This window comes from Cupriavidus mimosae (assembly GCF_023952485.1).
Lineage (GTDB): Bacteria > Pseudomonadota > Gammaproteobacteria > Burkholderiales > Burkholderiaceae > Cupriavidus > Cupriavidus taiwanensis_C.
On sequence record NZ_JALHRY010000007.1, the window covers coordinates 19,900 to 40,818 of the forward strand.

18 protein-coding genes are annotated in these 20,919 nt (G+C 68.2%); 8 read left to right on the forward strand and 10 right to left on the reverse strand.

What is annotated here, in order from left to right; translation table 11 throughout:
* The first annotated feature begins 161 nt into the window (after positions 1 to 161).
* Positions 162 to 2,432: a VTT domain-containing protein gene (locus tag MKD50_RS14500; RefSeq protein ID WP_252667411.1), complete on the forward strand. Its 2,271-nt coding sequence runs from the start codon at positions 162 to 164 to the stop codon at positions 2,430 to 2,432.
* 3 nt (positions 2,433 to 2,435) lie between these two features.
* On the opposite strand, the gene MKD50_RS14505 is transcribed toward MKD50_RS14500, so the two are convergent.
* The 3 genes from MKD50_RS14505 to MKD50_RS14515 form a co-directional block, all read right to left on the reverse strand.
* Positions 2,436 to 2,918 (reverse strand): DUF1579 domain-containing protein, encoded by a 483-nt coding sequence (locus MKD50_RS14505; RefSeq protein WP_115700061.1) that lies wholly within the window; start codon positions 2,916 to 2,918, stop codon positions 2,436 to 2,438.
* Between the two features lie 144 nt (positions 2,919 to 3,062).
* The gene (locus tag MKD50_RS14510) at positions 3,063 to 3,416 is read right to left on the reverse strand and encodes a DUF2880 domain-containing protein (protein ID WP_252667412.1); all 354 of its coding nucleotides are present in this window, start codon (positions 3,414 to 3,416) and stop codon (positions 3,063 to 3,065) included.
* Between the two features lie 103 nt (positions 3,417 to 3,519).
* The gene (locus MKD50_RS14515) at positions 3,520 to 4,257 is read right to left on the reverse strand and encodes a GntR family transcriptional regulator (protein ID WP_252667413.1); all 738 of its coding nucleotides are present in this window, start codon (positions 4,255 to 4,257) and stop codon (positions 3,520 to 3,522) included.
* Positions 4,258 to 4,409: 152 nt separating this feature from the next.
* On the opposite strand from MKD50_RS14515, the gene MKD50_RS14520 reads away from it, so the two are divergent.
* Positions 4,410 to 6,596 (forward strand): acetate--CoA ligase family protein, encoded by a 2,187-nt coding sequence (locus tag MKD50_RS14520; protein WP_252667414.1) that lies wholly within the window; start codon positions 4,410 to 4,412, stop codon positions 6,594 to 6,596.
* The gene (locus MKD50_RS14525) at positions 6,593 to 7,906 is read left to right on the forward strand and encodes a DUF1254 domain-containing protein (protein WP_252667415.1); all 1,314 of its coding nucleotides are present in this window, start codon (positions 6,593 to 6,595) and stop codon (positions 7,904 to 7,906) included. The genes MKD50_RS14520 and MKD50_RS14525 overlap by 4 nt, the downstream gene beginning before the upstream one ends.
* A gap of 125 nt (positions 7,907 to 8,031) precedes the next feature.
* On the opposite strand, the gene argH is transcribed toward MKD50_RS14525, so the two are convergent.
* Positions 8,032 to 9,537: an argininosuccinate lyase gene (argH, locus tag MKD50_RS14530; protein WP_252667416.1), complete on the reverse strand. Its 1,506-nt coding sequence runs from the start codon at positions 9,535 to 9,537 to the stop codon at positions 8,032 to 8,034.
* A gap of 144 nt (positions 9,538 to 9,681) precedes the next feature.
* Here argH and MKD50_RS14535 point away from each other — a divergent pair, with 144 nt between their 5' ends.
* The gene (locus MKD50_RS14535) at positions 9,682 to 10,557 is read left to right on the forward strand and encodes a LysR substrate-binding domain-containing protein (RefSeq protein ID WP_252667417.1); all 876 of its coding nucleotides are present in this window, start codon (positions 9,682 to 9,684) and stop codon (positions 10,555 to 10,557) included.
* 375 nt (positions 10,558 to 10,932) lie between these two features.
* On the opposite strand, the gene MKD50_RS14540 is transcribed toward MKD50_RS14535, so the two are convergent.
* The 5 genes from MKD50_RS14540 to MKD50_RS14560 form a co-directional block, all read right to left on the reverse strand.
* Positions 10,933 to 11,295: a Crp/Fnr family transcriptional regulator gene (locus tag MKD50_RS14540; protein ID WP_252667418.1), complete on the reverse strand. Its 363-nt coding sequence runs from the start codon at positions 11,293 to 11,295 to the stop codon at positions 10,933 to 10,935.
* Between the two features lie 26 nt (positions 11,296 to 11,321).
* A complete protein-coding gene (locus MKD50_RS14545) occupies positions 11,322 to 12,665 on the reverse strand; it encodes an MFS transporter (RefSeq protein ID WP_252667419.1) in 1,344 nt (447 codons plus the stop codon).
* A 76-nt stretch (positions 12,666 to 12,741) separates the two neighbouring features.
* Positions 12,742 to 13,482, reverse strand: a complete 741-nt coding sequence (locus MKD50_RS14550) for a carboxymuconolactone decarboxylase family protein (protein WP_116380909.1) — start codon at positions 13,480 to 13,482, stop codon at positions 12,742 to 12,744.
* A 23-nt stretch (positions 13,483 to 13,505) separates the two neighbouring features.
* Positions 13,506 to 14,330: an SDR family NAD(P)-dependent oxidoreductase gene (locus tag MKD50_RS14555; RefSeq protein WP_252667420.1), complete on the reverse strand. Its 825-nt coding sequence runs from the start codon at positions 14,328 to 14,330 to the stop codon at positions 13,506 to 13,508.
* A 93-nt stretch (positions 14,331 to 14,423) separates the two neighbouring features.
* Positions 14,424 to 15,479 carry a beta-keto acid cleavage family enzyme gene (locus MKD50_RS14560; RefSeq protein ID WP_252667421.1) on the reverse strand — a complete coding sequence of 352 codons (1,056 nt, stop codon included), beginning with the start codon at positions 15,477 to 15,479 and terminating at the stop codon, positions 14,424 to 14,426.
* A 129-nt stretch (positions 15,480 to 15,608) separates the two neighbouring features.
* On the opposite strand from MKD50_RS14560, the gene MKD50_RS14565 reads away from it, so the two are divergent.
* Both MKD50_RS14565 and MKD50_RS14570 read left to right on the forward strand, forming a co-directional pair.
* Positions 15,609 to 16,643, forward strand: coding sequence for an AraC family transcriptional regulator (locus tag MKD50_RS14565; protein ID WP_252667422.1), 1,035 nt, complete (start codon positions 15,609 to 15,611; stop codon positions 16,641 to 16,643).
* Positions 16,644 to 16,818: 175 nt separating this feature from the next.
* On the forward strand, positions 16,819 to 17,817 hold the full coding sequence (locus MKD50_RS14570) for a Bug family tripartite tricarboxylate transporter substrate binding protein (protein WP_252667423.1): 999 nt from the start codon (positions 16,819 to 16,821) through the stop codon (positions 17,815 to 17,817).
* A gap of 8 nt (positions 17,818 to 17,825) precedes the next feature.
* Here MKD50_RS14570 and MKD50_RS14575 read toward each other — a convergent pair whose 3' ends face one another.
* On the reverse strand, positions 17,826 to 18,752 hold the full coding sequence (locus MKD50_RS14575; protein ID WP_252667424.1) for a LysR substrate-binding domain-containing protein: 927 nt from the start codon (positions 18,750 to 18,752) through the stop codon (positions 17,826 to 17,828).
* 182 nt (positions 18,753 to 18,934) lie between these two features.
* Between MKD50_RS14575 and MKD50_RS14580 the strand changes: the two genes are divergently transcribed.
* Complete coding sequence (locus tag MKD50_RS14580) at positions 18,935 to 20,008, forward strand: TauD/TfdA family dioxygenase (RefSeq protein ID WP_115681858.1); 1,074 nt, start codon at positions 18,935 to 18,937, stop codon at positions 20,006 to 20,008.
* 43 nt (positions 20,009 to 20,051) lie between these two features.
* Complete coding sequence (locus MKD50_RS14585; protein WP_252667425.1) at positions 20,052 to 20,825, forward strand: SDR family oxidoreductase; 774 nt, start codon at positions 20,052 to 20,054, stop codon at positions 20,823 to 20,825.
* Positions 20,826 to 20,919: the final 94 nt, after the last annotated feature.

Consider the following 20,919-nt stretch of genomic DNA (forward strand, 5'->3'; position numbering starts at 1 on the left):
TGCCCATCGGCACGCTGGCTCGCGCGTGCCGTTCTTACAAAGGCAGGTAAGGCGCACACGCAAAAGTCGAGCCCGGCGCGCCGGCAACGGGCGCTTGCGCAGGGTACGGAACTTGCGCGACGCTTCAGGCTATGGCTTTCGCTTCCCCCTGAGCGTGCGCAATGAGGCAATACAATCCGCCCGGCACCCCGGCGTCCCCAGCGCCCACGGCGTCGCCACCACCGCATGATCCCGCCCCGCCGCCCGGCTTCCAGTTCGAGCCCGGGCGCAACTGCTGGCGCGTCGAACCTTGCCGGCGCTTTGCCATGCTGGTCGACGCCGACGCCTATTTCCGCGCTCTGCGCGAGGCGCTGCCGCTGGCCGAGCACACCATCTTCATCCTGGGCTGGGACATTGACAGCCGCATGGAACTGGTCCCCGCCGGCGCGCAGGATGGCCTGCCGCCGGGGCTGCGCGACTTCCTGTGCGCGCTGGCCGACCGCCGCCCCAACCTGCGCATCTACATCCTGAGCTGGGACTACGCCATGGTGATGGCGATGGAGCGCGAATGGCTGCCCTCGGCCAGCGCGCACTGGCAGGCGCACCGGCATCTGTCGTTCCTGCTGGACGGCAATCATCCTCCCGGCGCATCGCACCACCAGAAGGTGGTGGTGCTCGACAACAAGGTCGCCTTCGTCGGCGGGCTGGACCTGACACTGCGCCGCTGGGACGATAACCAGCACGCGCCCGGCGCGCCGCTGCGCATGGCCGAAGGCCGGCCCTACCCGCCGTTCCATGACGTGCAGTGCGCGCTCGACGGCAGCGCGGCCGCCGCGCTCGGCACGCTGTGCGCGGAGCGCTGGCTGCGCGCCAGCGGCAAGCAGCCCCGGCCGGTGGCACCGACCTCGTCGGATCCGTGGCCGCCGAGCCTGGCGCCAGAGCTGACCGACGTGCGCGTGGGCATCGCCCGCACCATGCCCATGTGCGAGGACGAGCCCGGCGTCAGCGAGATCCGCATGCTGCTGCGCGATGCCATCGCCTCGGCCCGGCACAGCATCTACATGGAAAACCAGTACTTCAGCTCCGCCGAGATCGCCAAGGCGCTGGCCGCGCGGCTGGGGCACGACGACGGCCCGGATATCGTGCTGGTGTCGCGCCGCAACGAGAGCGGCTGGCTCGAGGCGCACAGCATGGGCGTGCTGCGCGCGCGCCTGTACCGGCAGCTGCGCGCGGCCGACAAGTTCGATCGCTTCCGCCTGTACTGCCCGACGATCCCCAACCTGCACCCTGAATGCGTCAACGTCCACAGCAAGGTCACGGTGATCGACGACGACTTCCTCACCATCGGTTCTTCCAACCTCAGCAACCGCTCGCTGGGGCTGGACACCGAGTGCAATATCGTGGTGGTCTCCGGCGGCGAGCCCCGCATCCAGACCGCCATCGCCGCGATGCGCGCGCGGCTGCTGGGCGAACACCTGGAGGTATCGCCCGAAGCGTTCCAGGCCGAGGTGGCGGCCACGCGCAGCGTGCTCGGCGCGATCCGGAACCTGCAGCGCAGCGACGGCCGCTCGCTGGAAGACTATGTGCCGCCGCTGCCCGACGATGTCGATGCCGCGTCACCGGCCGCCAACCTGCTGGACCCGATCGAGCCGATCGACAGCGACCAGGTGCTGGCCGAGTTCGTCAGCCACGAGGCGCGCCCGCGCGTGCTCGGGCGCGTGGGGGTGATGGTCGCGCTGGCGCTGCTGATGGCGGGGCTGGCCTTTGCGTGGCGCTATACGCCGCTGCGCGAGTGGGCGGATTTCCGCGCGCTGCTGGGCGCGATCGAGCGCGTCGACGAGGTGCCGCTGGCGCCCCTGGCGATGATGGGGGTCTACCTGGCCGGTGCGGTGACGATGCTGCCCGTGACGCTGCTGATCCTGGTCACGGTGGTAGTGTTCGGCCCGCTCTACGGCGCCTTGCTGGCCCTGTGCGGCACGGTGCTCAGCACCGGCGCCGGCTATCTGGCCGGGCGGCTGCTGGGGCGCCGCGCCGTGCGCCGCTTTGGCGGCAGGCGGCTGAACCGCGTCAGACACCAGCTGGGCAAGCACGGCGTCGTCGCCATGGTGGTGCTGCGGCTGGTGCCGATCGCCCCGTTCTCTCTGGTCAACATGGTAGTGGGCGCCTCGCGCATCAGCCTGCGCGATTGCCTGATCGGCACCGCGCTGGGGATGTTGCCGGGCATCGTGGTCAGTGCCTTGCTGGTGGACCGGGTCGCCGCGGCGGCGCGCGACCCGGGGCTGTTCACCTTTGCGCTGCTGGCACTGGTGCTGCTGGTGCCCGCCTCGTTGCTGCTGGTGCTGCGCCGGCGCCGGCGCAACGCGGCGCGGCCGCGCGGCGACCGCCACGACGATCCCCCCGGCCCCGGCTCGCGTTTGTCGCGGCTGGCGCGGATGGCCGGCGAGCGTTCCTGAAGCTCAGGGCTGGCGGCGGTAGGTGGCCTTCACGATCTGCGTCCACTCGCCGTTTTCGCCCTGCATGTACGAAGCCAGTTCGCGGTGGTTGTCGTCGCGGAACGTGATCACGTCGCGGTACTGCACCATGCGGCCGTTACCCGAGCAGTCCGGTCCTTCGGCGCGCAGCGTCAGCTGCTGGCCGCCCGCGTCGAGGTCGCCTTCGTAGACCCACAGGTGGGTCATCATCGAGCCGATGAAGGTGCCGACAAAGTGCTTGCGCGCCGGATCGTAGCCCAGCGTCATGACTGTCGAGGCCGGGCCGCAGCCCGGCATGTCGCCCTGGGCCACGCACTGCACCCAGACGTCGCCGATCGCGCTGACCCGCTCCGGAATCTGCCAGGTCTGCACCGGCTGGTCCGGTCCCATGACGGCCTCGCCCTCCGCGATCCAGTTGCCAACCAGACGTTGCAGCCAGCGGTGTTCCTTTTGTGCTTCGATTTGCATTTTCGGTCTCCAGTGAGTGGATAACGGCCGGGGTACGGCGATTGCCGCAAGCATTTGTGGATGCTGTACACATAGACTAGCAAACGAAATGGACAGCGTCCACATTAAATTGCAACAGCCGGTACAGAGGGGGACCGACTGAGCTTACTGCGGCAGGCGCAGCTTGGGCACGGCGAAGCGGTTGCCCTGGGCGCGACGTACGTCGCACTGGACCTTGGCCTCGCGCACGGCGCCGTCCTGGGCCAGGTATTCGACATCGGCCACCACGCTGTAGTTGTCCTTGTCGATCTGGCGCGCGGTGGCGGCCACCCACTTGAAGCTGCCGGGATTTGGCAGCGCCGCCTTGACCGCGTGCTTGCAGGCGGCCTCGGGCGCGCCCTCCTTGCCGGACGGCCGCGATGCATCCTGCCTGGCCGCGGCCAGCGCGGCCGGCACGCCCGCGGACAACGCTACCGCGAGCGCGGTAGACAGCAAACGTGGGGAAAGCGGCGAGTACATCCTGGACTCCTGCGACTGGACGGCGCCGAACCGCACCCGGCACCGATGCAATTCAGGCCGCGGCGCGCATGCAAAAGTTCCCTTGTCGCCACAGCCAGCGGCCCTAACGCCGCACGCAGGCCTTGTAGGTGAACTTGTCGCCGCGGAACATGAATTCCGAAAACGCCAGCGGCCGGTCGTCGATGTCGTGCGGCGTGAAGCGGATGCGCAGCAGCGGCGCGCCCGGCTCGACCTTGAGCCGGCGCGCGCTTTCCGCGGTGGCGGCGATCGCCGCGCTTTCCGTGTGCAGGTACTTGAGGCGATAGCCGAGCCGCGCCTCCACGATCATCAGCGCGTCGTTGTTTTCCAGGTCGTGCTCGAGCATCGCGCGCATCAGCGCTTCGGGCGCCATGGTCACGCCAACCGCCACCGGCGTGCCGGCCACGGACTTGAGCGTGGTCACGCTCAGCAGCTTGCTGCCGGGGGGCATGCGCAGCGCGTCGGCGGCGATGGCCGGCGCCGTGATCAGCCGCGTCGACAGCAGCTTGCCGTGCGCTTCGTGGCCACGCGCGCGCATGTGGTCGTAAAAGCCGGTCAGCGGCCCCAGGTCGGCCTGCCCCGCAGGGCGGCTGACAAAGCTGCCCTTGCCATGGACCGTTTCGATCAGTCCCTCCGCCAGCAGCGATGCCAGCGACTGGCGCACGGTGATGCGGCTGACGCCGAACTCGGCCATCAGCTCGGCCTCCGACGGCAGCTTGATGCCCGGCGTCCATTCGTTGTTGACGATGCGCTGGCGCAGCGCGCCTTCGATCTGCTTGAAGCGGGGCAATGAGCTGATTGTCACGAGATTCGAGGGATTCATGGGGACGGCCCATGCGGGCATCTACTTATCATAACAACGTTGACTCATCATAACATGTTATGACAAGATCGGCCGGCATCATCCATGACAAGACCAGCCGCGCCAGCCTGCAAGGGCCCACACGTGACGGCGCACGCATACGGAGACAACCGATGCCAGACCTCAGCGCATTGCTGCAACCGCGCACCATCGCCGTGATCGGCGCATCCACCCAGCCCGACAAGGTAGGCGGCATGCCGGTGCGGCTGCTGACCGAGCTGGGCTACGCCGGCCGCATCGTCCCGGTCCACGCGACCGCCAGCGAAGTGCAGGGGCTGGCCGCGGTGCCGTCGCTGGACGCGCTGGATGCGCCGGCCGACCTGGCCATCGTCGCGCTGCCGGTCAGCGCCAGCCTTGACGCGATGCGCCAGCTGGCGCGCAACGGCACGCGCGCCGCGGTGTTCTTTACCTCCGGCTTTGCCGAGACCGGCGGCAATGGCATCGCGCTGCAGGCCGAGCTCGCGGCGCTGGCGCAGGCCCATGGCATCACGCTGCTGGGACCGAACTGCCTGGGCGCGATGAACCTGCGCGAGCGCGTGTTCGCTACCTTCTCGCCGATCCCGCTCGGCGGGCTGCCGCCGGTCGGCGAGGTCGGGCTGGTCAGCCAGAGCGGCGCGTTCGGGGCCTATGCCTTCGCGCTGGCGCGCGAGGCCGCGCTGGGCCTGAGCCACTGGGTCACCACCGGCAACGAAGCCGGACTGCATGTGGCGGACGTGATCGAATGGCTGGCCCGCGACGATGCCACGCGCGTGATCCTGGCCTACCTGGAGGGCTGCCGCGACGGCACCCGCCTGCGCCGCGCGCTAGCGGCAGCGCGGGCAGCGGGCAAGCCGGTGGTGGTGACCAAGGTGGGCACGACTGAAGCCGGTGCGCGCTCAGCGCAATCGCATACCGCCAGCCTGGCGGGCGAAGACGCGGTCTACCAGGCGGTGTTCGATGAATACGGCGTGTTCCGCGCCGATACGCTGGAGGAATTCTTCCGGCTCGGCTACGTGCTGTCGCGCGGGCGCCGGCCGACGCGATGGCAGGCTTCGGCGAAGGAGCCGGCCAATGCCGTCACCCCGGTCGCGCTGGTCACTGTCTCCGGCGGCGTCGGCATCATGATGGCCGACCAGGCCGAGGCGCTCGACTTGCCGCTGCCGCCGATGTCCGAAGCCCCGGCCGCGGCGCTGCGCAGCGCGATTCCGTTCGCCAGCACCGCCAACCCGATCGACGTCACCGGCCAGGTGGTGGCACAGCCCGAGGTATTGCTGGGCGCCATTGCCGCCGCCGCACAAAGCCCGGACTACGGCAGCGTGGTGGCCTTCCTGGCCGGCGGCATAGGCTCGCCGCGGATCTGGCCCGGGCTGCAAGACACCGTCGACGCCCTGTGCCGCAGCGGCACCGCGGCGCCATTGCTGTTCAGCGGTCTCGCCGATGACGACAAGCGCCGCTGGCTGGAAGCGCGCGGCGCGCTGGTGTTCCGCGAACCGGCGCACGCGGTGCAGGCCGTGGCCGTGCTGGCCAGGGCCGCGGCGCAAGCCGCGGCGGCACAGGAGCCCATCCCCGCAGCGGCCGCCGCCGATAGCCTGCCCGTTCCCGATGTCCCGCCCGGCACCACCGCCTTGTCCGAGTTCGAAGCCATGCAATGGCTGGCCGCCTGCGGCATCCCCACCGCGCCGCACGGCCTGGCGCGCGATGCAGACGAGGCCGCGCGCATCGCCGACACCATCGGCTATCCGGTCGCGATCAAGCTGTGCTCGCCCGACATCCTGCACAAGAGCGATGTCGGCGGCGTGGTGCTGAACGTGGCCGACGCGCGCGCGGCACGCGCCGCCTTTGCCCAGGTGCAGGCCGCCGCGGCCAGCCACGGCACGCCCGCGCGCTTTGACGGCGCGCTGGTGGCCGGCATGGTGCGCGGCTGGGGCGAGCTGATGGTGGGCGTGCGGCGCGACCCGGTGTTCGGGCTGGTGGCGCTGGCCGGCATCGGCGGCACCGCGGTGGAGATCTTTCGCCAGACCGCGTTCGGCCTGGCACCGCTGAGCCATGCTCGCGCGCGCACCATGCTGCGCGCGAGCCGTGCCGAGGCACTGCTGTCGGGCCACCGCGGCCATCCCGCGATCGACGCCGGGGCCGTCGCCCAGGTGCTGGTGCGCGTCTCGCAGGCCGCGGCGGCGCTGGGGGTGCGGCTGGACACACTCGAAATCAACCCGCTGATCGTCACCGCGCGCGGCGTGGTCGCCGCCGATGCCGTGGTGACCCTGCACGCGGCGGAGCCCGACAGCCACACGACCAGACCCACCGAGGAGACCACCCGATGAACCAACCCTCTGCGCCCTTCCTTGCCGGCGCTGCCATCGACACCCCGCAGGAAGCCCTGACCGCCGCGGCGGCACTGCCGCTGGTGCTGGCCACCTACCCGCTGTTCGAAAGCCTGCGCACCTGCCGCCTGCAGACTTCGGTGGCGCAGGCCACCGGCTACGGGCGCGCGCCGGTCAATACGCTGTCGGCCAGCACCCAGCCGTGGACCCACCGCGACCGCGACATCGTCACGCCGGCCAATGACCTGCTCTATTTCTGCGCCTGGGTCAACCTGGCCGACGGGCCGGTCACGCTGCAGGTGCCCGCGCTGCCGGACGCACGCCGCTACTACGTGGTGGAACTGCTTGATGCCTGGACCAACAACTTCGAGAACCTGGGCCCGCGCAACGTGCCCGACGCGGGCGCCGACATCGTTCTGGCCGGCCCCGGCCAGCACGCCGACGGCGCGCACGTGGTGCATTGCCCCACGTCGCTGGTCTGGCTGCTGGGCCGCGTGCTGGTGACCGGCACCGACGACCTGCCCGCCGCCAGCGCCTTCGAGCAGGGCTTCCGCCTGTCCGGCGGCAGCGCGCGGCAACCCGCCTGCGTGCGCGACTGGCACGACAGCGGCGAGCCGGCGCTCGACTTCTTCGCCAACGTCTTCAACGCGCTGCGCGAGTACCCGGCCGAGCCTTCCATGGCTGGCCTGCTGTCGCTGCTGCGCAAGTGCGGCATCCGTGCGGGCGAGCCGGTCGACGTGGGCGCGCTGCGGCCCGCGGTGCAGCAGGGCCTGGTGCGTGCGTGGCGCCAAGGCATGGCGCTGATCGAAGCCAATACCCGCAGCCATGCGCGCAAGAGCTGGACCTACAGCCTGCTGCTGGGCCGCTATGGCGACGACTGGATGCAGCGCGCCGTGACCGCGATGAAGGGCCTGGGTGCGCTGCGCGCCGACGAAGCCGTCTACGCCGCCGCCGACTACGATGCCGACGGCGAACTGCTGCATGGTCGCCACAGCTACGCGCTGCACTTCCCGGCCGGGCACCTGCCGCCGGCGCAGGCGTTCTGGTCGGTCTCGCTCTACGGCGCCGACCGCTTCTTCACCGACAACGCGATCGGCCGCTACGCGCTCGGCGACCGCAGCCCGGGGCTGCAATACGACGCCGATGGCGCGCTCACGTTGACGATCTCGCACCAGCGCCCCGCGCAGGCACAGGACAACTGGCTGCCGGCGCCGGACGCCCCGTTCTATCTGATCCTGCGCCTGTACCACCCCACCGACGGCTTCATCGCCGGCGACTACGTGATCCCGCCGCTGCGGCGCATCGCCTGAAGGAGGCCGCCCATGACAACCCACGCCAGCTCCCTCGATCCAGGGCATGTGCAATGGTTTTCATGGGGGCAGGGTCTCCGTGGGACAAGGATAAGGGCAATGCCGGCTGTGATGCGTGGCGCGGCTCAGCTTTGTGATGCAAGGTGATTGACCGAGCGCTTCAGCGCCGCGCGCGCGGCGTCGAGGCGGGCCCGGGTGGCGTCGAGGTGTTCGCGCGCGTGGCGGGTGGCGGCGCGCTGCGCGGCGACGTTGTCGCGGACCAGTACCGGCGCGGGACCGCCGGCGGCCATGCGCGCGGCGACGCCTTGTTCGGGATCGAGGCAGCGGGCGACGGCGGCGGCATCCAGCCCGGCCGCGCGGCCGGCGACGCGCATCGCGGCGGCATCGACCATCTCGGCGCTGATCTCGTCGGCGGGCAAGTGCTGGTCGAGCGCGTCGCGCACCACGGCACCGACGATGTGATGCGCCTGGCGAAACGACATGTCGGCCTCGCGCACCAGCGCGTCGGCCAGATCGGTGGCGGTGGAGAAATCGCGGCGCGCGCGCGCCAGCATGCCGGCGCGTTGCGGCGTGGCGTTGGCGATCACCAGCCGCAGCAGCGACAGGCAGCGCAGGCATTCGTCGCCGGCCTCCCAGAAGCCGCGCATGCTCTCGCGGTTGCCGTCGCCCGAGTGCGTGAAGTGGCTGCCCTTGAGCGCCGCCAGCGCGCCGGTCAGCAGGCCGATCATGTGGCCACCCTTGCCCTTCAGGTATTCCAGCACGACCGGATTCTTCTTCTGCGGCATGATGCTGGAGGTGCCCGCGACGCTGTCCGGGAAGTCGATCAGGCCGAACTCGGGCGTGGCCCAGACGTACAGGTCCTGCGCCACGCGGCCCCAGCTCACCGCGCCGATGGTGATCGCCGCCAGCATCTCCCAGGCAAAGTCGCGCGAGGCCACGGCGTCGAGCGAATTCGGCGCATGAGTGGAAAACCCCAGCCAGCGTGCCGTGGCCGCGCGGTCGATCGCGAAGGCGGTGCCGGCCAGTGCGCCGGCGCCGAGCGGGCAGGCGTCCAGACACGCCAGCGCCTGTTGCATGCGCGCGATATCGCGGCCGAGCGCCTCGGCAAAGCCGGCGAGGTAATAGCCATAAGTGATCGGCTGAGCGGCCTGCAGGTGCGTATAGCCGGGCATTACCACCGCGGCATGGGCGTCGGCCTGCGCCAGCGCCACGGTGCGCACCGCCAGCATCGCTTCCAAAATATCGAGCGCCAGGTCGCGTGCGCGCAGCCGGTCATGCGTGGCCAGGATGTCGTTGCGGCTGCGCGCGACATGCAACCTGCCGCCGGCGTCGGCGCCGGCCATCTGCATCAGGTGCGCTTCGTAGTTGAAGTAGGCGTCCTCGCGCGCAGGATCCAGCTGTACGTTGGCAGGACCCTCGGCTTCGATGCGCAGCAGTGACCGCGCCAGCAACGCGGCCACGTCCGCCGGGACCAGCCCGGTGCCATGCAGCATCAGCAGGTGGGCCTGATTGATATCGGTCAGGTAGCGAAAGCCGCTGCCGAATTCGCGCATCAGGCGCGGCAAGTAGATGTGCTCGCATACCTCGGCGGCGGTGGGCTGGGTCAGGCGTCGGCTGACTTTGGATTCCATGCTGTGTGATCTCCGAAACGATGGAGCAAGTATGGAAATCCGCTGTCTATATCGTCAAATCATCATTCTGAGCCAACCTATACGGATTTGATATGCTCTGTGCAAGTCGCTGCCTCCAGCCGCTGACTCCAACCGTCGCCAGCCATGAACTACAAGCAGATCGAAGCGTTCCGTGCCGTCATGCTGACGCGCTCCATGACCGAAGCCGCGGTGCAGCTTCATACCTCGCAGCCCAACATCAGCCGCGTGATCGGGCAACTGGAACGCGAGACGGGCTTGCGGCTGTTCGAGCGCGTCGGCAACCGGCTCGCACCGACCGACGAAGCCGAGGCCTTGTTTTGCGATGTGGAGCGCTCCTTCGTCGGCCTCGACAGCCTGCGCGCATCAGCCCGGTCGATCCGCGACGCCGGCGTGGGCACGCTGCGCATCGGCACCGTGCCGTCGATCGCGATGAGCGTGATGCCGCAGGCAATCCTGGCCTTCCGCGAGCGCTATCCGGACGTGCCGATCGCCGTGCATACGAACGACTCGCCCACGGTCGCCAAATGGACCGCGGCGCGCTTCTGCGATATCGGGCTGGTGTCTTACATTGCCGATACCACCGGCATCCGCAGCAAGTTGCTGCGCCGCGAGGACGGCGTGTGCATCGTGCCGGCGACGCATCGGCTGGCGCGCAAGCGCCGCATCCACGCCAGCGACCTCGATGGCGAGCGCTTTATCTCGCTGACCCATGGCGACGGCACCCGTGCCACCGTCGACGCCGCGTTCGTGCCGGATGACCGGCGCGTGCTGACGCTGGAGACGCCTTATGCTGCCACCATCTGCACGATGGTCGGCATGGGGTTGGGCGTCAGCGTGGTCAACCCGCTGGTGGTGCGCAGCCTGAAGCCGGCGGGTGTCAAGGCGATTCCGTTCGAGCCGGTCGTCGCTTTTGAGAGCCACATCCTGTTCAATCCCCAGCGGCCGGTGCCGGCGCTGGCGCAGTGGTTCCTGGAATGCCTGCGGAAGGTCACCGGATAGGCGGCAGGCAGGCGGCGTGTGGGTCTGGTTGGAAATTCACGGATCGGCTCCGTGCGACCCGTCTGCGACGGTCAAGGTAGCCAACCCAAATGGCGGTACACAGTCCGGTAGCGGTCGTTCGTTTTGACTGGGGCGCAGCAGCGCTATGGCTGCCAACCTCTTCCGTCTTGCGGACTCCGTTCTTGTGCGGGTCTTATCGACTTACGGCCATTGAGAACGTGAATCCGATCAGCAGCGCCAGAAGCGAAGGCACGTTGCTTTTCCCGGTCCACATGACACGAAGTAGCCTTCTACACGTCCTTCAGGGAAGGTCTGAAGGCTTAAGCGCGCAACATGCTGAGCGATGGCAGGGAGCGAGAAGCGGACGACTGTAGTCTAGTCACCGCCGTCCCGCAGGCGCTCCACGTTCATCACACGGATGCTGCGGAACGCGACTTCAATCAGCCCACGCCGTTCGAGCTTCTTAAGGAGTTCGTTTAACGTTTGGCGTGACACACCGACCATGGCTGCCAGGTCCACTTGAGACATGTTTACGGTGACGGGGCCACTCTGCGGCTCGCTCGGACGCTGTAGCCGGAGCAATTCCGCCAGCCTCGCACAGACACGCGCCTCCGGCGACATCAGCTTTGAATCCGAGGTGTAGCGAAGTACGCCGGCATATCGCTGCGCGACAAGCAATGTGAAGTAGCGGTAGAGGCCGGGCTCATTGCCATGCACGCCGGGCAAGCGTTGATTCACGATACCTGGTATTTCCCCGCGGGGTGTCATGCGCTGTCCGATCCGCTGCCGCGTTCCAGCAGCCGGGCCGGCAGCGCAAGCAATAGCGTGACGGCTCCCGCTGCAAGCAGCATGGCCAGCAGGTCGAATGCAAGATAGAGGTCGCCGGTGTGGGTCTTGATCGCGCCCACCGCAATCGGGCTGAGCAAGGCCGCCACGCCGCCCAGGCTGCTGACCAGTGCGATGCCGGCGGGCGCCTGCTGCGCGCCAAGGTACGCCGGCGGAATCGTCCAGAACACCGGCAGCGCGGCCAGGCACGCGGCGGCCCCGACCGTCATGCACGCCACCGCCGGCACCAGTTCGCCGCGCGCGAGGCCCATCAGCAGGAAGCTGGCCGCGGCAACCAGCAGGCAACCCGCCACGTGCCAGCGCCGTTCCAGGCGGCGGTCTGAGCTGCGCGCCAGCAGGTACATCGTCACCAGCCCGAGTACATAGGGCAGCGTGGAGATCCAGCCAATGCGCGTCACGTGCGCCTCGCCGAAGCCCTGGATCAGCGTCGGCATCCAGTAGGCGATGGTGTTGGTGCAGGCATAGATCGACAGGAAGGCGAGGCCGATGACGTAGATGCGTGGATCCCTGAGCAGCGCCAGGATGCCGCCGTGCCGGGGCGCGTGGGCTTTCTTGCCAAGGTCGCTTGCGAGCATGGCCTTTTCCGCGGGCGTGAGCCACTTTGCCTGGGTGGGGCCGTCGTCGAGGCAGCGCCAGGCCACCAGGCCGAGCAGCATCGCCGGAAGGCCTTCCACCACGAACAGCGCCTGCCAGTCGCGCAGCCCCAGCCATCCGTCCAGGTGCAGCATGATCGCGGCCGCCAGCGGACCGCTGATCATCCCGGCGAAAGTGCCCGACATCAGGAACAGCGACGTGATCCGTCCGCGGCGCTGCGCGGGGAACCAGTAGGTCAGGTACAGGATGACACCCGGGAAGAAGCCGGCTTCGGCCACGCCCAGCAGGAAGCGCGCGACATAGAGCGCCTCAGGCGAATTGACCTGGCTGGTGGCGACGGTTGCCAGGCCCCACAGCAGCAGGATGCGCGTAATGGTCCGGCGCGCCCCGGCCTTCTGCATATAAAGGTTGCTGGGCACCTCGAACAGGATGTACCCGGCGAAGAAGGCCGCCGCGCCGATGCCATAGGCCGCATCCGAGAGACCCAGGTCGCTGGCCATGCGCAGCTTGGCGAACGAGATGTTGATGCGGTCGATCGTGTTCAGCACATAGGCCGCGAACAGGAACGGGAGCAGCCGCCAGGTGATCTTGCGGTAGAGGGCGGCAAGCGAGACGGCATCGTGCGGCGGTGCCGAGGGAATGGCAGAGGCGGGGGCGAGTGGTTGCACTACATACTCCTGGGCTTTGCGAGTGTTGGCTCTCCTCTCCTATTCATGGGAGAGGAGAGCAAGCCGGCCTGCGGGGTCAGGTTGCGGTTTCCCGCATGGCATGCTCCAGCATCGGCAGCGCGAGCTCGCAGGCCTCGATGCCTTGCAGGCTGACGATCTTCAGCACCGCCAAAATCTGCGCGCGCGTGGCGCCCAGGCGCAACGCGGCTTCGATATGCCGCTGGGTGCCGTGGCCGTACATGTGGGTGATTGCGGCATCGCCGGCGATGCAGAGGAATTCGATCCACAGCGGCGGCAGGATGTTGTCTGTCCAGAGGCCGAAACCCATGGCCAGGAATTTCTCCAGGTACTGCGGATCCCAGCGGTACAGCGTTTCCCACAGCGGGTTGAACATGCCGTTGGCACGCACCGCGTCGCACACCGGCGTCGCGCCTGATGCGACTGGCTCATCCGGGATGCCGGCGCGGGCCAGTTCCTCGGCCAGTGCCGGCACGCCGACCGCACAGGCATGGATGCCGACCACGCTGGCCAGCTTGAAGACTTCCAGGATCTCGGCGCGCGTGGCGCCCAAGCGGATCGCCTCGCGCACGTGGCGCGATACGCCCGGCTTGTACAGGTGCGTGGCGGTGACGTCGAGGTTCAGGCGAATCAGCGCGACCAGCTTGGGATCGAGCACGCCTTCGGCCTGCGCATCGCGCGCCAGCGCGACCCAGCTGGCAATCCACCTGGGATCCCATTCGGTCAGCGGATCGAGCTCGCCGCCGAGCACGCCGGTATCGCGCAGCGCCTTGTAGTGGGCAAACAGATTGTGTTGCATGGCTGTCTGATTATGGGGCGGGCTCAAATGACCGAACCGCCGTTGGGACTGATGACCTGGCCGACCAGGTAGTGCTCGTCGCTGGCGAGATGCAGCACGGTCGCGGCGTATTCCTCGACGGTGCCGAAGCGACCCGCCGGGCAGCTTTGCCAGAGCCGGTTGCGGCCGTCTTCGCCGATCTTTTCCAGGTACTGATTGAAGGCGGGCGTCGCGACACCGCCCGGTGCCATCGCGTTGACGTAGATGTTGGCGCCGGCGACTTCCAGCGCCACGGAACGGGTGAAGGCAACCACCGCGCCCTTGGTGGCGCTGTAGTGCGGGCTGTGCGCGCTGCGGGACGAGATCCCGGCAATCGACGCGATATTGACGATGCGGCCATAGCGTTGCGGCTGCATCAGCCGCAACGCCTCGCGGGTGCAGTAGAAGGTGCCATGCACGTTCACGCCCCAGTAGCGCAGCCATTCCTCGTCGGTGATTTCGCTGGTAAAGCCGAGCGACGCGCGCGGCACCGGCGTCTGCAGGTAGGCGTACAGCTGGTTGCGGCGCTCGGTGTCCACCGGGCGATTCGGGGTCAGCGCGGCGTTGTTGACGAGGATATGCACCGTGCCGAAGGTCTCGCGCGCCTGCGCGAACATGCCGGCCACTTGCTGGCTCGACGATACGTCGCACACGACGGACAGGCAGCGGCGGCCTTCGGCGAGGACCGCCTCGCGCGCGGCGGCCAGCGCTTCAGGGTCGATGTCGCAGATCACCAGGTCGGCGCCGGCACGCGCCAGCGCCACGGCGATGCCCGGGCCCAGGCCGGGCCCGACGCCGGTCACCACGGCGATCTTGTTGGTCAGTTTCATGATCGGTTGCTCGGTTGCTGCAAGGAAAGGCTGTGTTCGGATGCCGGCGGCACGCGGCCAAGGCAACGCGCATGCCGTGGCGGATGGTTGCACTCAGGCGCAGCCCGGCACCGTGAAGCCGCGTTGCCCCGGCTTGCGGTTCGGCGCCATGCCGAGCTGGCGGATGGTCTCGTCGGCGCTGTCGTACCACTCGTCGATCTTGTAGATGCGGCGCGCTTCCTTGCCGTTGGCGACGTCGCGGCCGAGTTCGCGCGCCAGCCGCACGGTCTGCTCGATCTGCTGCACCGAGGTCATGCGCTCGCCCTTGCGGCCCCACAGGTTGTCCTCGATGCCCACGCGCACATGCAGGCCCAGCGCGATCGCCATCGCGTTCATCGGCAGCACCGCGCGCATCGCGCTTTCGATGGTCAGCACCGCGCCGTCCGGCGTGCGACGCGCGAACTCGATCATGTCGGCCGGGTGCAGGCCCGCGGCGCCGCCGCCGATGGCGACGTAGTTCAGGATCAGCGGGCCGCGGTACAGGCCCTTGCGGATCAGGCGCTCGACCGTCTCCAGCTGTGCCACGTGGCCGAGCATGAAGTGCGGCTGGATGCCGGCCTTGCTCAGCCGCTCCAGGTGCTCGATGAAGAACGAAGGTTTGGAGTCGACCACCATCTCGCTATACGCCTTCAGATACTCGGGCTTTTCGAGGATGGTGCCTTGCACGTCGTCGTCGGTCAGCATCTCGCAGATATTCATCTGGCTGGTGTTGATCGCGATCGTGACCTGGTCAGGCTTGGGATCGAGTTCCGCCAGCATGTGACGGGTGTCGTAGTCCAGCCACTCGGCGGCCTTGCCTTCGCCTTCGGGCGCGAACGAGATCGAGCCGCCGACCTGCAGCACCATGTCGGGTACGGCTTCACGCAGGCGCGCCAGCATCTCGTTGAACATCGACAGGCGCTTGGAACCCTTGCCGTCCGACTCGCGCACATGCACATGCAGCACCGTGGCGCCGGCGTTGTAGCAATCGACGGCCTTCTGAATCTGCGCGTCCATGCTCACCGGGATATCGTCCGAGTCGGAGGGCAGCCACTGCGGGCCATAGGGTGCGACCTGGATCACCAGTTTTTCCTGGTTTTCGGGAAGCAGGCTGTCGTCGAGAAAATGCATGGATAGTCTCCTGATGGTGATGCCCCCTTGCACGGGGCGGTGCAGGTATTCTGGACGCCGGGCGCATGCTGCGTTTATCCTGTTGTCACTATTTCCTATCCGTTTGTCACATCTGGTGAAAACCCGAACATGAAGCCCGAAAGCCGTTCGGTCCCGGTCGGCACGCTTGCCCGGGTGGTCGAGGTGCTGCGGGCGCAGGACGCCGACCCGTGGCCGCTGCTGGGCCGTTATGGCATCGGCGCGGCAGCGCTGGAAGAGCCCATGGCGCCGCTGCCGCTGACGCTTTGCGGGCGCATCCTGGCCGATGCGGCCGAAATCTCCGGCCGGCCGCAGTTCGCGGTGCAGGTCGGCGCGCGCGCCAATATGGAAAACGCCGGGCCGCTGCGCCTGCTGCTGCTTTCTTCGCGCAATGTGCGCGACGCGGTGGACGGGCTGCTGCGCTACGGGCGCATCTGGTACCGCGGCATCGATACGGCGCTGACCGTGCGCGAAGGCTATGCGGTCTTCTCGATCGAAATCGACGGCGCCTTCGCGGGCCGCGACGAACTGCTGACCGCCTACCTCGCGGCCAACCTGCAGATGTTCCGGCTGATGCTCGGCAAGCACTGGTTGCCCGCGGCGGTCTCGCTGTCGCGCCCGCCGCCGCCGGAGCTGGCGCCGTTCGTCGCGCACTTCGGCGCCGATGTGCGCTTCGGCCAGCCGCGCGACGAATTCGTGTTCCCGGCCGGCACGCTGGAGCAGCGCTGCGGCGTGGCGGACGAGGCGGTCGAATCCTCGGTGGTGCGCTACCTGAGCGAGCTGGAATCGCATGTCGCGCCGGATTTTCTCGGCCAGGCCCGGCAGGCGATCCGCGACCTGATGCTGTTGGGCGAATGCAGCGCACCGCGCCTGGCATCGCTGTTCGCGGTGCATCGCTTTACGCTGCATCGCCACCTGCAGGACCACGGCACCTCGTTCGCGCAATTGCTGGACGAAGAGCGCGAAGCGCTGGCGCGGCGGCTGCTGATCCACACCGACATGCCGTTTGGCGATATCGCGCGGGCACTAGGCTTCAAGACGCAGGCGGGCTTCAACAAGGCCTTCCACCGCTGGCAGGGTGTCGCGCCCGGCACCGTGCGCGCGGGCGAGCGCCGCAGGCCGCGGCTTACGTTGCATCGCGATTGAGCCCGCGCACGGTGCACCGTGCCGGCATGACCAATCGCTTATGCTTCCGCGGTTTTATTTCATTGGTTTTCGCGGCTGGATCGTGCGCAAAATCCCGGTGCACACACGCCTCCGATGCCTTCTCGACCCAGGGGCATCGCCATTCACAGAAGCGGCGTGGGCTTATGGAGACAATATGAAATCAAGCCCGACATGCCGCGGCAAGCGCGCATGGCATTTCGCAGTACTGGCCGCCACCGCGCTGGCAGCCGCCCCCGTTCTTGCGCAGGGAAACTGGCCCTCGCGCCCCATCCGCATGGTCGTGCCGAGCCCCGGAGGCAGCGGCCCCGACGTGCTGGCCCGTGTGTTCGCCGAACAGATCTCGCAGGCGCTGAAGCAACCGGTGGTGGTCGACAACAAGCCCGGCGCCAACGGGCAACTGTCGGTGGATGCCGTCGTGCGCGCGCAGCCGGATGGCCATACCGTGCTGCTGGCGAGCGCCTCGGCCACCGTGATGAACCAGGCGATCCAGCCGAAGCTGCCGTTCAACATCGTCGAGGACCTGGTGCCGGTCGCGCAGATCGGCTCGGGCGGCGTGCTGCTGGTGGTCACGCCGGACTTTCCGGCAAAGGACATGAAGTCCTTCGTGGCAACGGTCAAGGCGCGGCCCGGCAAGTATGACTACGGCAGCTGGGGGATCGGCTCGGGCGGACACCTCGCCATGGCACAGCTGCATACGCTGGCCGGCATCGACCTGACCCATGTGCCCTACAAGGGCGTGCCGCCGATCCTGACCGATCTGCAGGGCGGCGCGCTGAAGATCGCCTTCGTCGACATCACCACCTCGGTGCCGCTGGTGAAGAGCGGCAAGATCCGGCCGCTGGGCATCACCGGCAAGCACCGTGCGCCCGCGTTCCCCGATGTCCCGACCATGGCCGAGCAGGGCTTCCCGATGACCAACGAAGGCTGGTACGGGCTATTCGTGCCCAAGGGCACGCCGCGCGAGATCGTCGTGACGCTGAACCGCGAGATCAACAAGGCGCTGCGCTCCCCGGCGCTCGCCACGCGCTTCCAGCAGCTCAACATGATGGCCGATCCGCCGCTGACCACGCCGGACGAGTTCGCGCGCACGGTGCGCAACGACTATGCCACATGGGCCAGCGTGGTGAAGGTCAACGGCATCACGCCGGAATAGCGGGCCAGTCAGCCGGCCGCCGCCTGTTCCGCGCACTGCTGGAACAGTTCGACAGCCGGCGAGGGGGCCTTGCCGGCCAGCGTGAAAGTGGACACCGGCAGCAGCACGCCCGGTATCTCGAGCGGAAGGACATGGGCGAGGCCGTGCGCTTCATAGGTGCGCGCCAGGCGCCCGGTCATCATTGCCACCGCCTGCATCGCCGCCAGCAGGCCCAGCACCAGGCCGGCCGATACTGACGCGACATGGTTGGCCGGCACCTCCACCTTCATGCGCCGCAGCGACGCGTCCAAGCTCTGGCGCAGCCGGGCGGTGCGCGGCGGCACAACCCACGGGTACGGCGCCAGGTCGGGCCAGTCCACCGTCGCTGACGCTGCCAGCGGATGCTCCGGGTGGACCGCCACCCGCAGCACTTCCTCATACAGGTGGTGTTGCTCGATATCCCCGGCCGTAGCGCGCTCCGACAGCGCCCCCAGCACGATATCAAGGCGGCCGGTGCGCAACTGGCCCATCAGCACGTCCATCGGCGCCTCGTACACCGCGATGTTCAGCGTCGGCATCCGCGCCTTGGCCAGCGCGATGATGCGCGGCGCGAGCGCCAGCGTTGAACCGGGCATGGCGCCGACCGCAATCGAGGCGCAGGCGCCTTGCCCCAGCGCCAGCAGTTCGTCGCCGGCGCGGTCCAGTTCGTCCAGGATCGACTGCGCATAGCTGACGAAGATCATGCCGTGCGGCGTGGGTTCGATGCCGCGGGGCCGCCGCACGAACAAGGGGTAGCCCAGGCCTTCCTCGACCTCGGCCAGCGCCTTCGATACCGCCGGCTGCGTGATGTTCAACGCGTTCGCGACCCGCGCGACCTGCCGGTGTTCCTCCAGTGCTATGACCAGACGGAGATGGCGTAGCTTCAGTCCGCTGCGCAGGAAGCCGATCGCGTCCATGGTGAAAAACCCCTAGAAACAAGCTTGATCCATTGCGGTGAGGCCGGTCATGCCACAGCATCGCAGCGGGATATTACCTTTTGGTTTGGTCAGACGCATCAACTTTCATTAGTCATGCGCACGCTGCCTTCGCACAATGGCTGCACCGGCCCGGCAATGGCCGCGACAACAAGGAGACAGCAATGGAAACAGCACAGGCGCAAGCAGCACTGAAGGCGGTGGAGACCCCGGCGGCGTGGGAAGCCAGCGACATTGCCGCGAAGGAGAGTGAGTGGGTGGTCTGGCTGAGCGCGGACGAGATCGTGCAGCTGGAGGCGGCGCTGGCGCATTGCAAATCGCTGGGCCTTGCCGTGCCGGCCATCAGCAAGGAGACGTTTCCGCTCGGCAGCCTTGCCGCGAAGCTGGAAGACCTGCGCCATCGCCTGGAGCGGGGACTGGGCGTGGTGCTGCTGCGCGGGCTGCCGGTCGAGCGCTATTCCAAGATGGACGCCGGCACGATCTACTGGGGCATCGGCATGCATCTGGGCCGCGCGGTTGCGCAGAACGCGTTCGGCGACGTGCTGGGCCATGTCTGGGATCTTGGCAAGGACCCGAAGTCAGACATGACGGCGCGCGGCTATCAGTCGCGCCATCGGCTGCCGTTCCATACCGATGGCGCCGACGTGGTCGGGCTGCTGTGCCTGCGCACTGCGCGCCGCGGCGGCATGAGCAGCATCGCCAGTTCCATGGCAATCCATAACGCCATGCTGCGCGAGCATCCCGAACTGCTGGCGCGGCTGTACCAGCCCTTTGCGTTCGACCGCCGGCACGAGGAAGCGCCGGGCCAGGCGCCGTACACGATGACGCATGTGTTCAGCTGGCACAACGGCCGCCTGTTCAACCGCTATATCCGCAGCTTCATCAATACCGCTCAGCGATTCCCCGACGCGCCCCCGCTGGCGCCCGAGGACATCGCCGCGCTTGACAGATTCGACGAATACACGCAGGACCCGCGCTTTCGCATTGACATGGAGCTGGCGCCCGGCGACATGCAGTTCCTGAACAACTACGTGGTCCTGCATTCGCGCACCAGCTACGAGGACCATCCCGAGCTGGACCGCAAGCGCCACCTGCTGCGGCTGTGGCTGTTCACGCCGGGCCTGGCCGACGTGCCCGAGAGCTTCCGGCTGCGCTACCTGCTGACCGACGCGTGGGCCAAGAACCCGCGCCCGCCGATCTATGACGTGAACCAGATCATGGGCGTGACCACGCATTGAAGCGTCCCCCTTACCGCTATCCCAGATCAAGGAATCTTTCGCAATGAACGCCCCCATCCTTTCCCTTCACGGCAAGACCGCCTGGATCACCGGCGGCTCCAGCGGCATCGGCCGCGCCTGCGCGCTGTCGCTGTGGCAAGCCGGCGCGACCGTCGTGATTTCCGCGCGCAGCGAAGCGGCGGTTGCCGGTCTCGTCGCAGAATGCGGCAATGAGCGCGTGATCGCACTGCCGCTGGACGTCTCCGACCCTGAAGCTGTCGCTGCCGCCGGCCGCCAGCTGCAGGAGCGTGCCGGCGCCGTCGATATCCTGGTCAACGCCGCCGGCATCAACGTGGTCAACCGCAAGCTGTCCCGCCTGACGCCGGCTGACTGGGACCAGGTCATCGACATCAACCTCAACGGCGCGTTCTACTGCATGCATGCGGTGCTGCCCGGCATGCGCGACCAGGGCGAAGGCACCATCATCAATATCTCGTCGTGGGCCGGACGCTACGCCTCGGCATTGACCGGTGCCGCCTACGGCGCCAGCAAGCACGCCATGGCGGCCATGACGACGTCCCTGGCGATGGAAGAGTGCGCCAACGGCATCCGCGCCTGCGCCATCTATCCCGGCGAGACCGCCACGCCCATCCTGATCAACCGGCCCACCCCGCCCGCCGCAGAAGATCTGGCGCGCATGCTGCAGCCGGAGGACGTGGCCGCGGCGGTGGCCTTTGTGCTGTCCCTGCCGGCGCGCGCCACGGTCAACGAGCTTGTCATCAGTCCCACCTGGAATCGCGCCTTCGTTGGCTTCCAGCCGCCGCCCAGGCGCGGCTGAGCGGCCGAGCAGCACCGGCGACCGATACACCCGCTGCCGTGGCGCAAGATCCAGCGCCAGGCGGCGGCGCTCGGTCAATGCATGGCAGGACAAT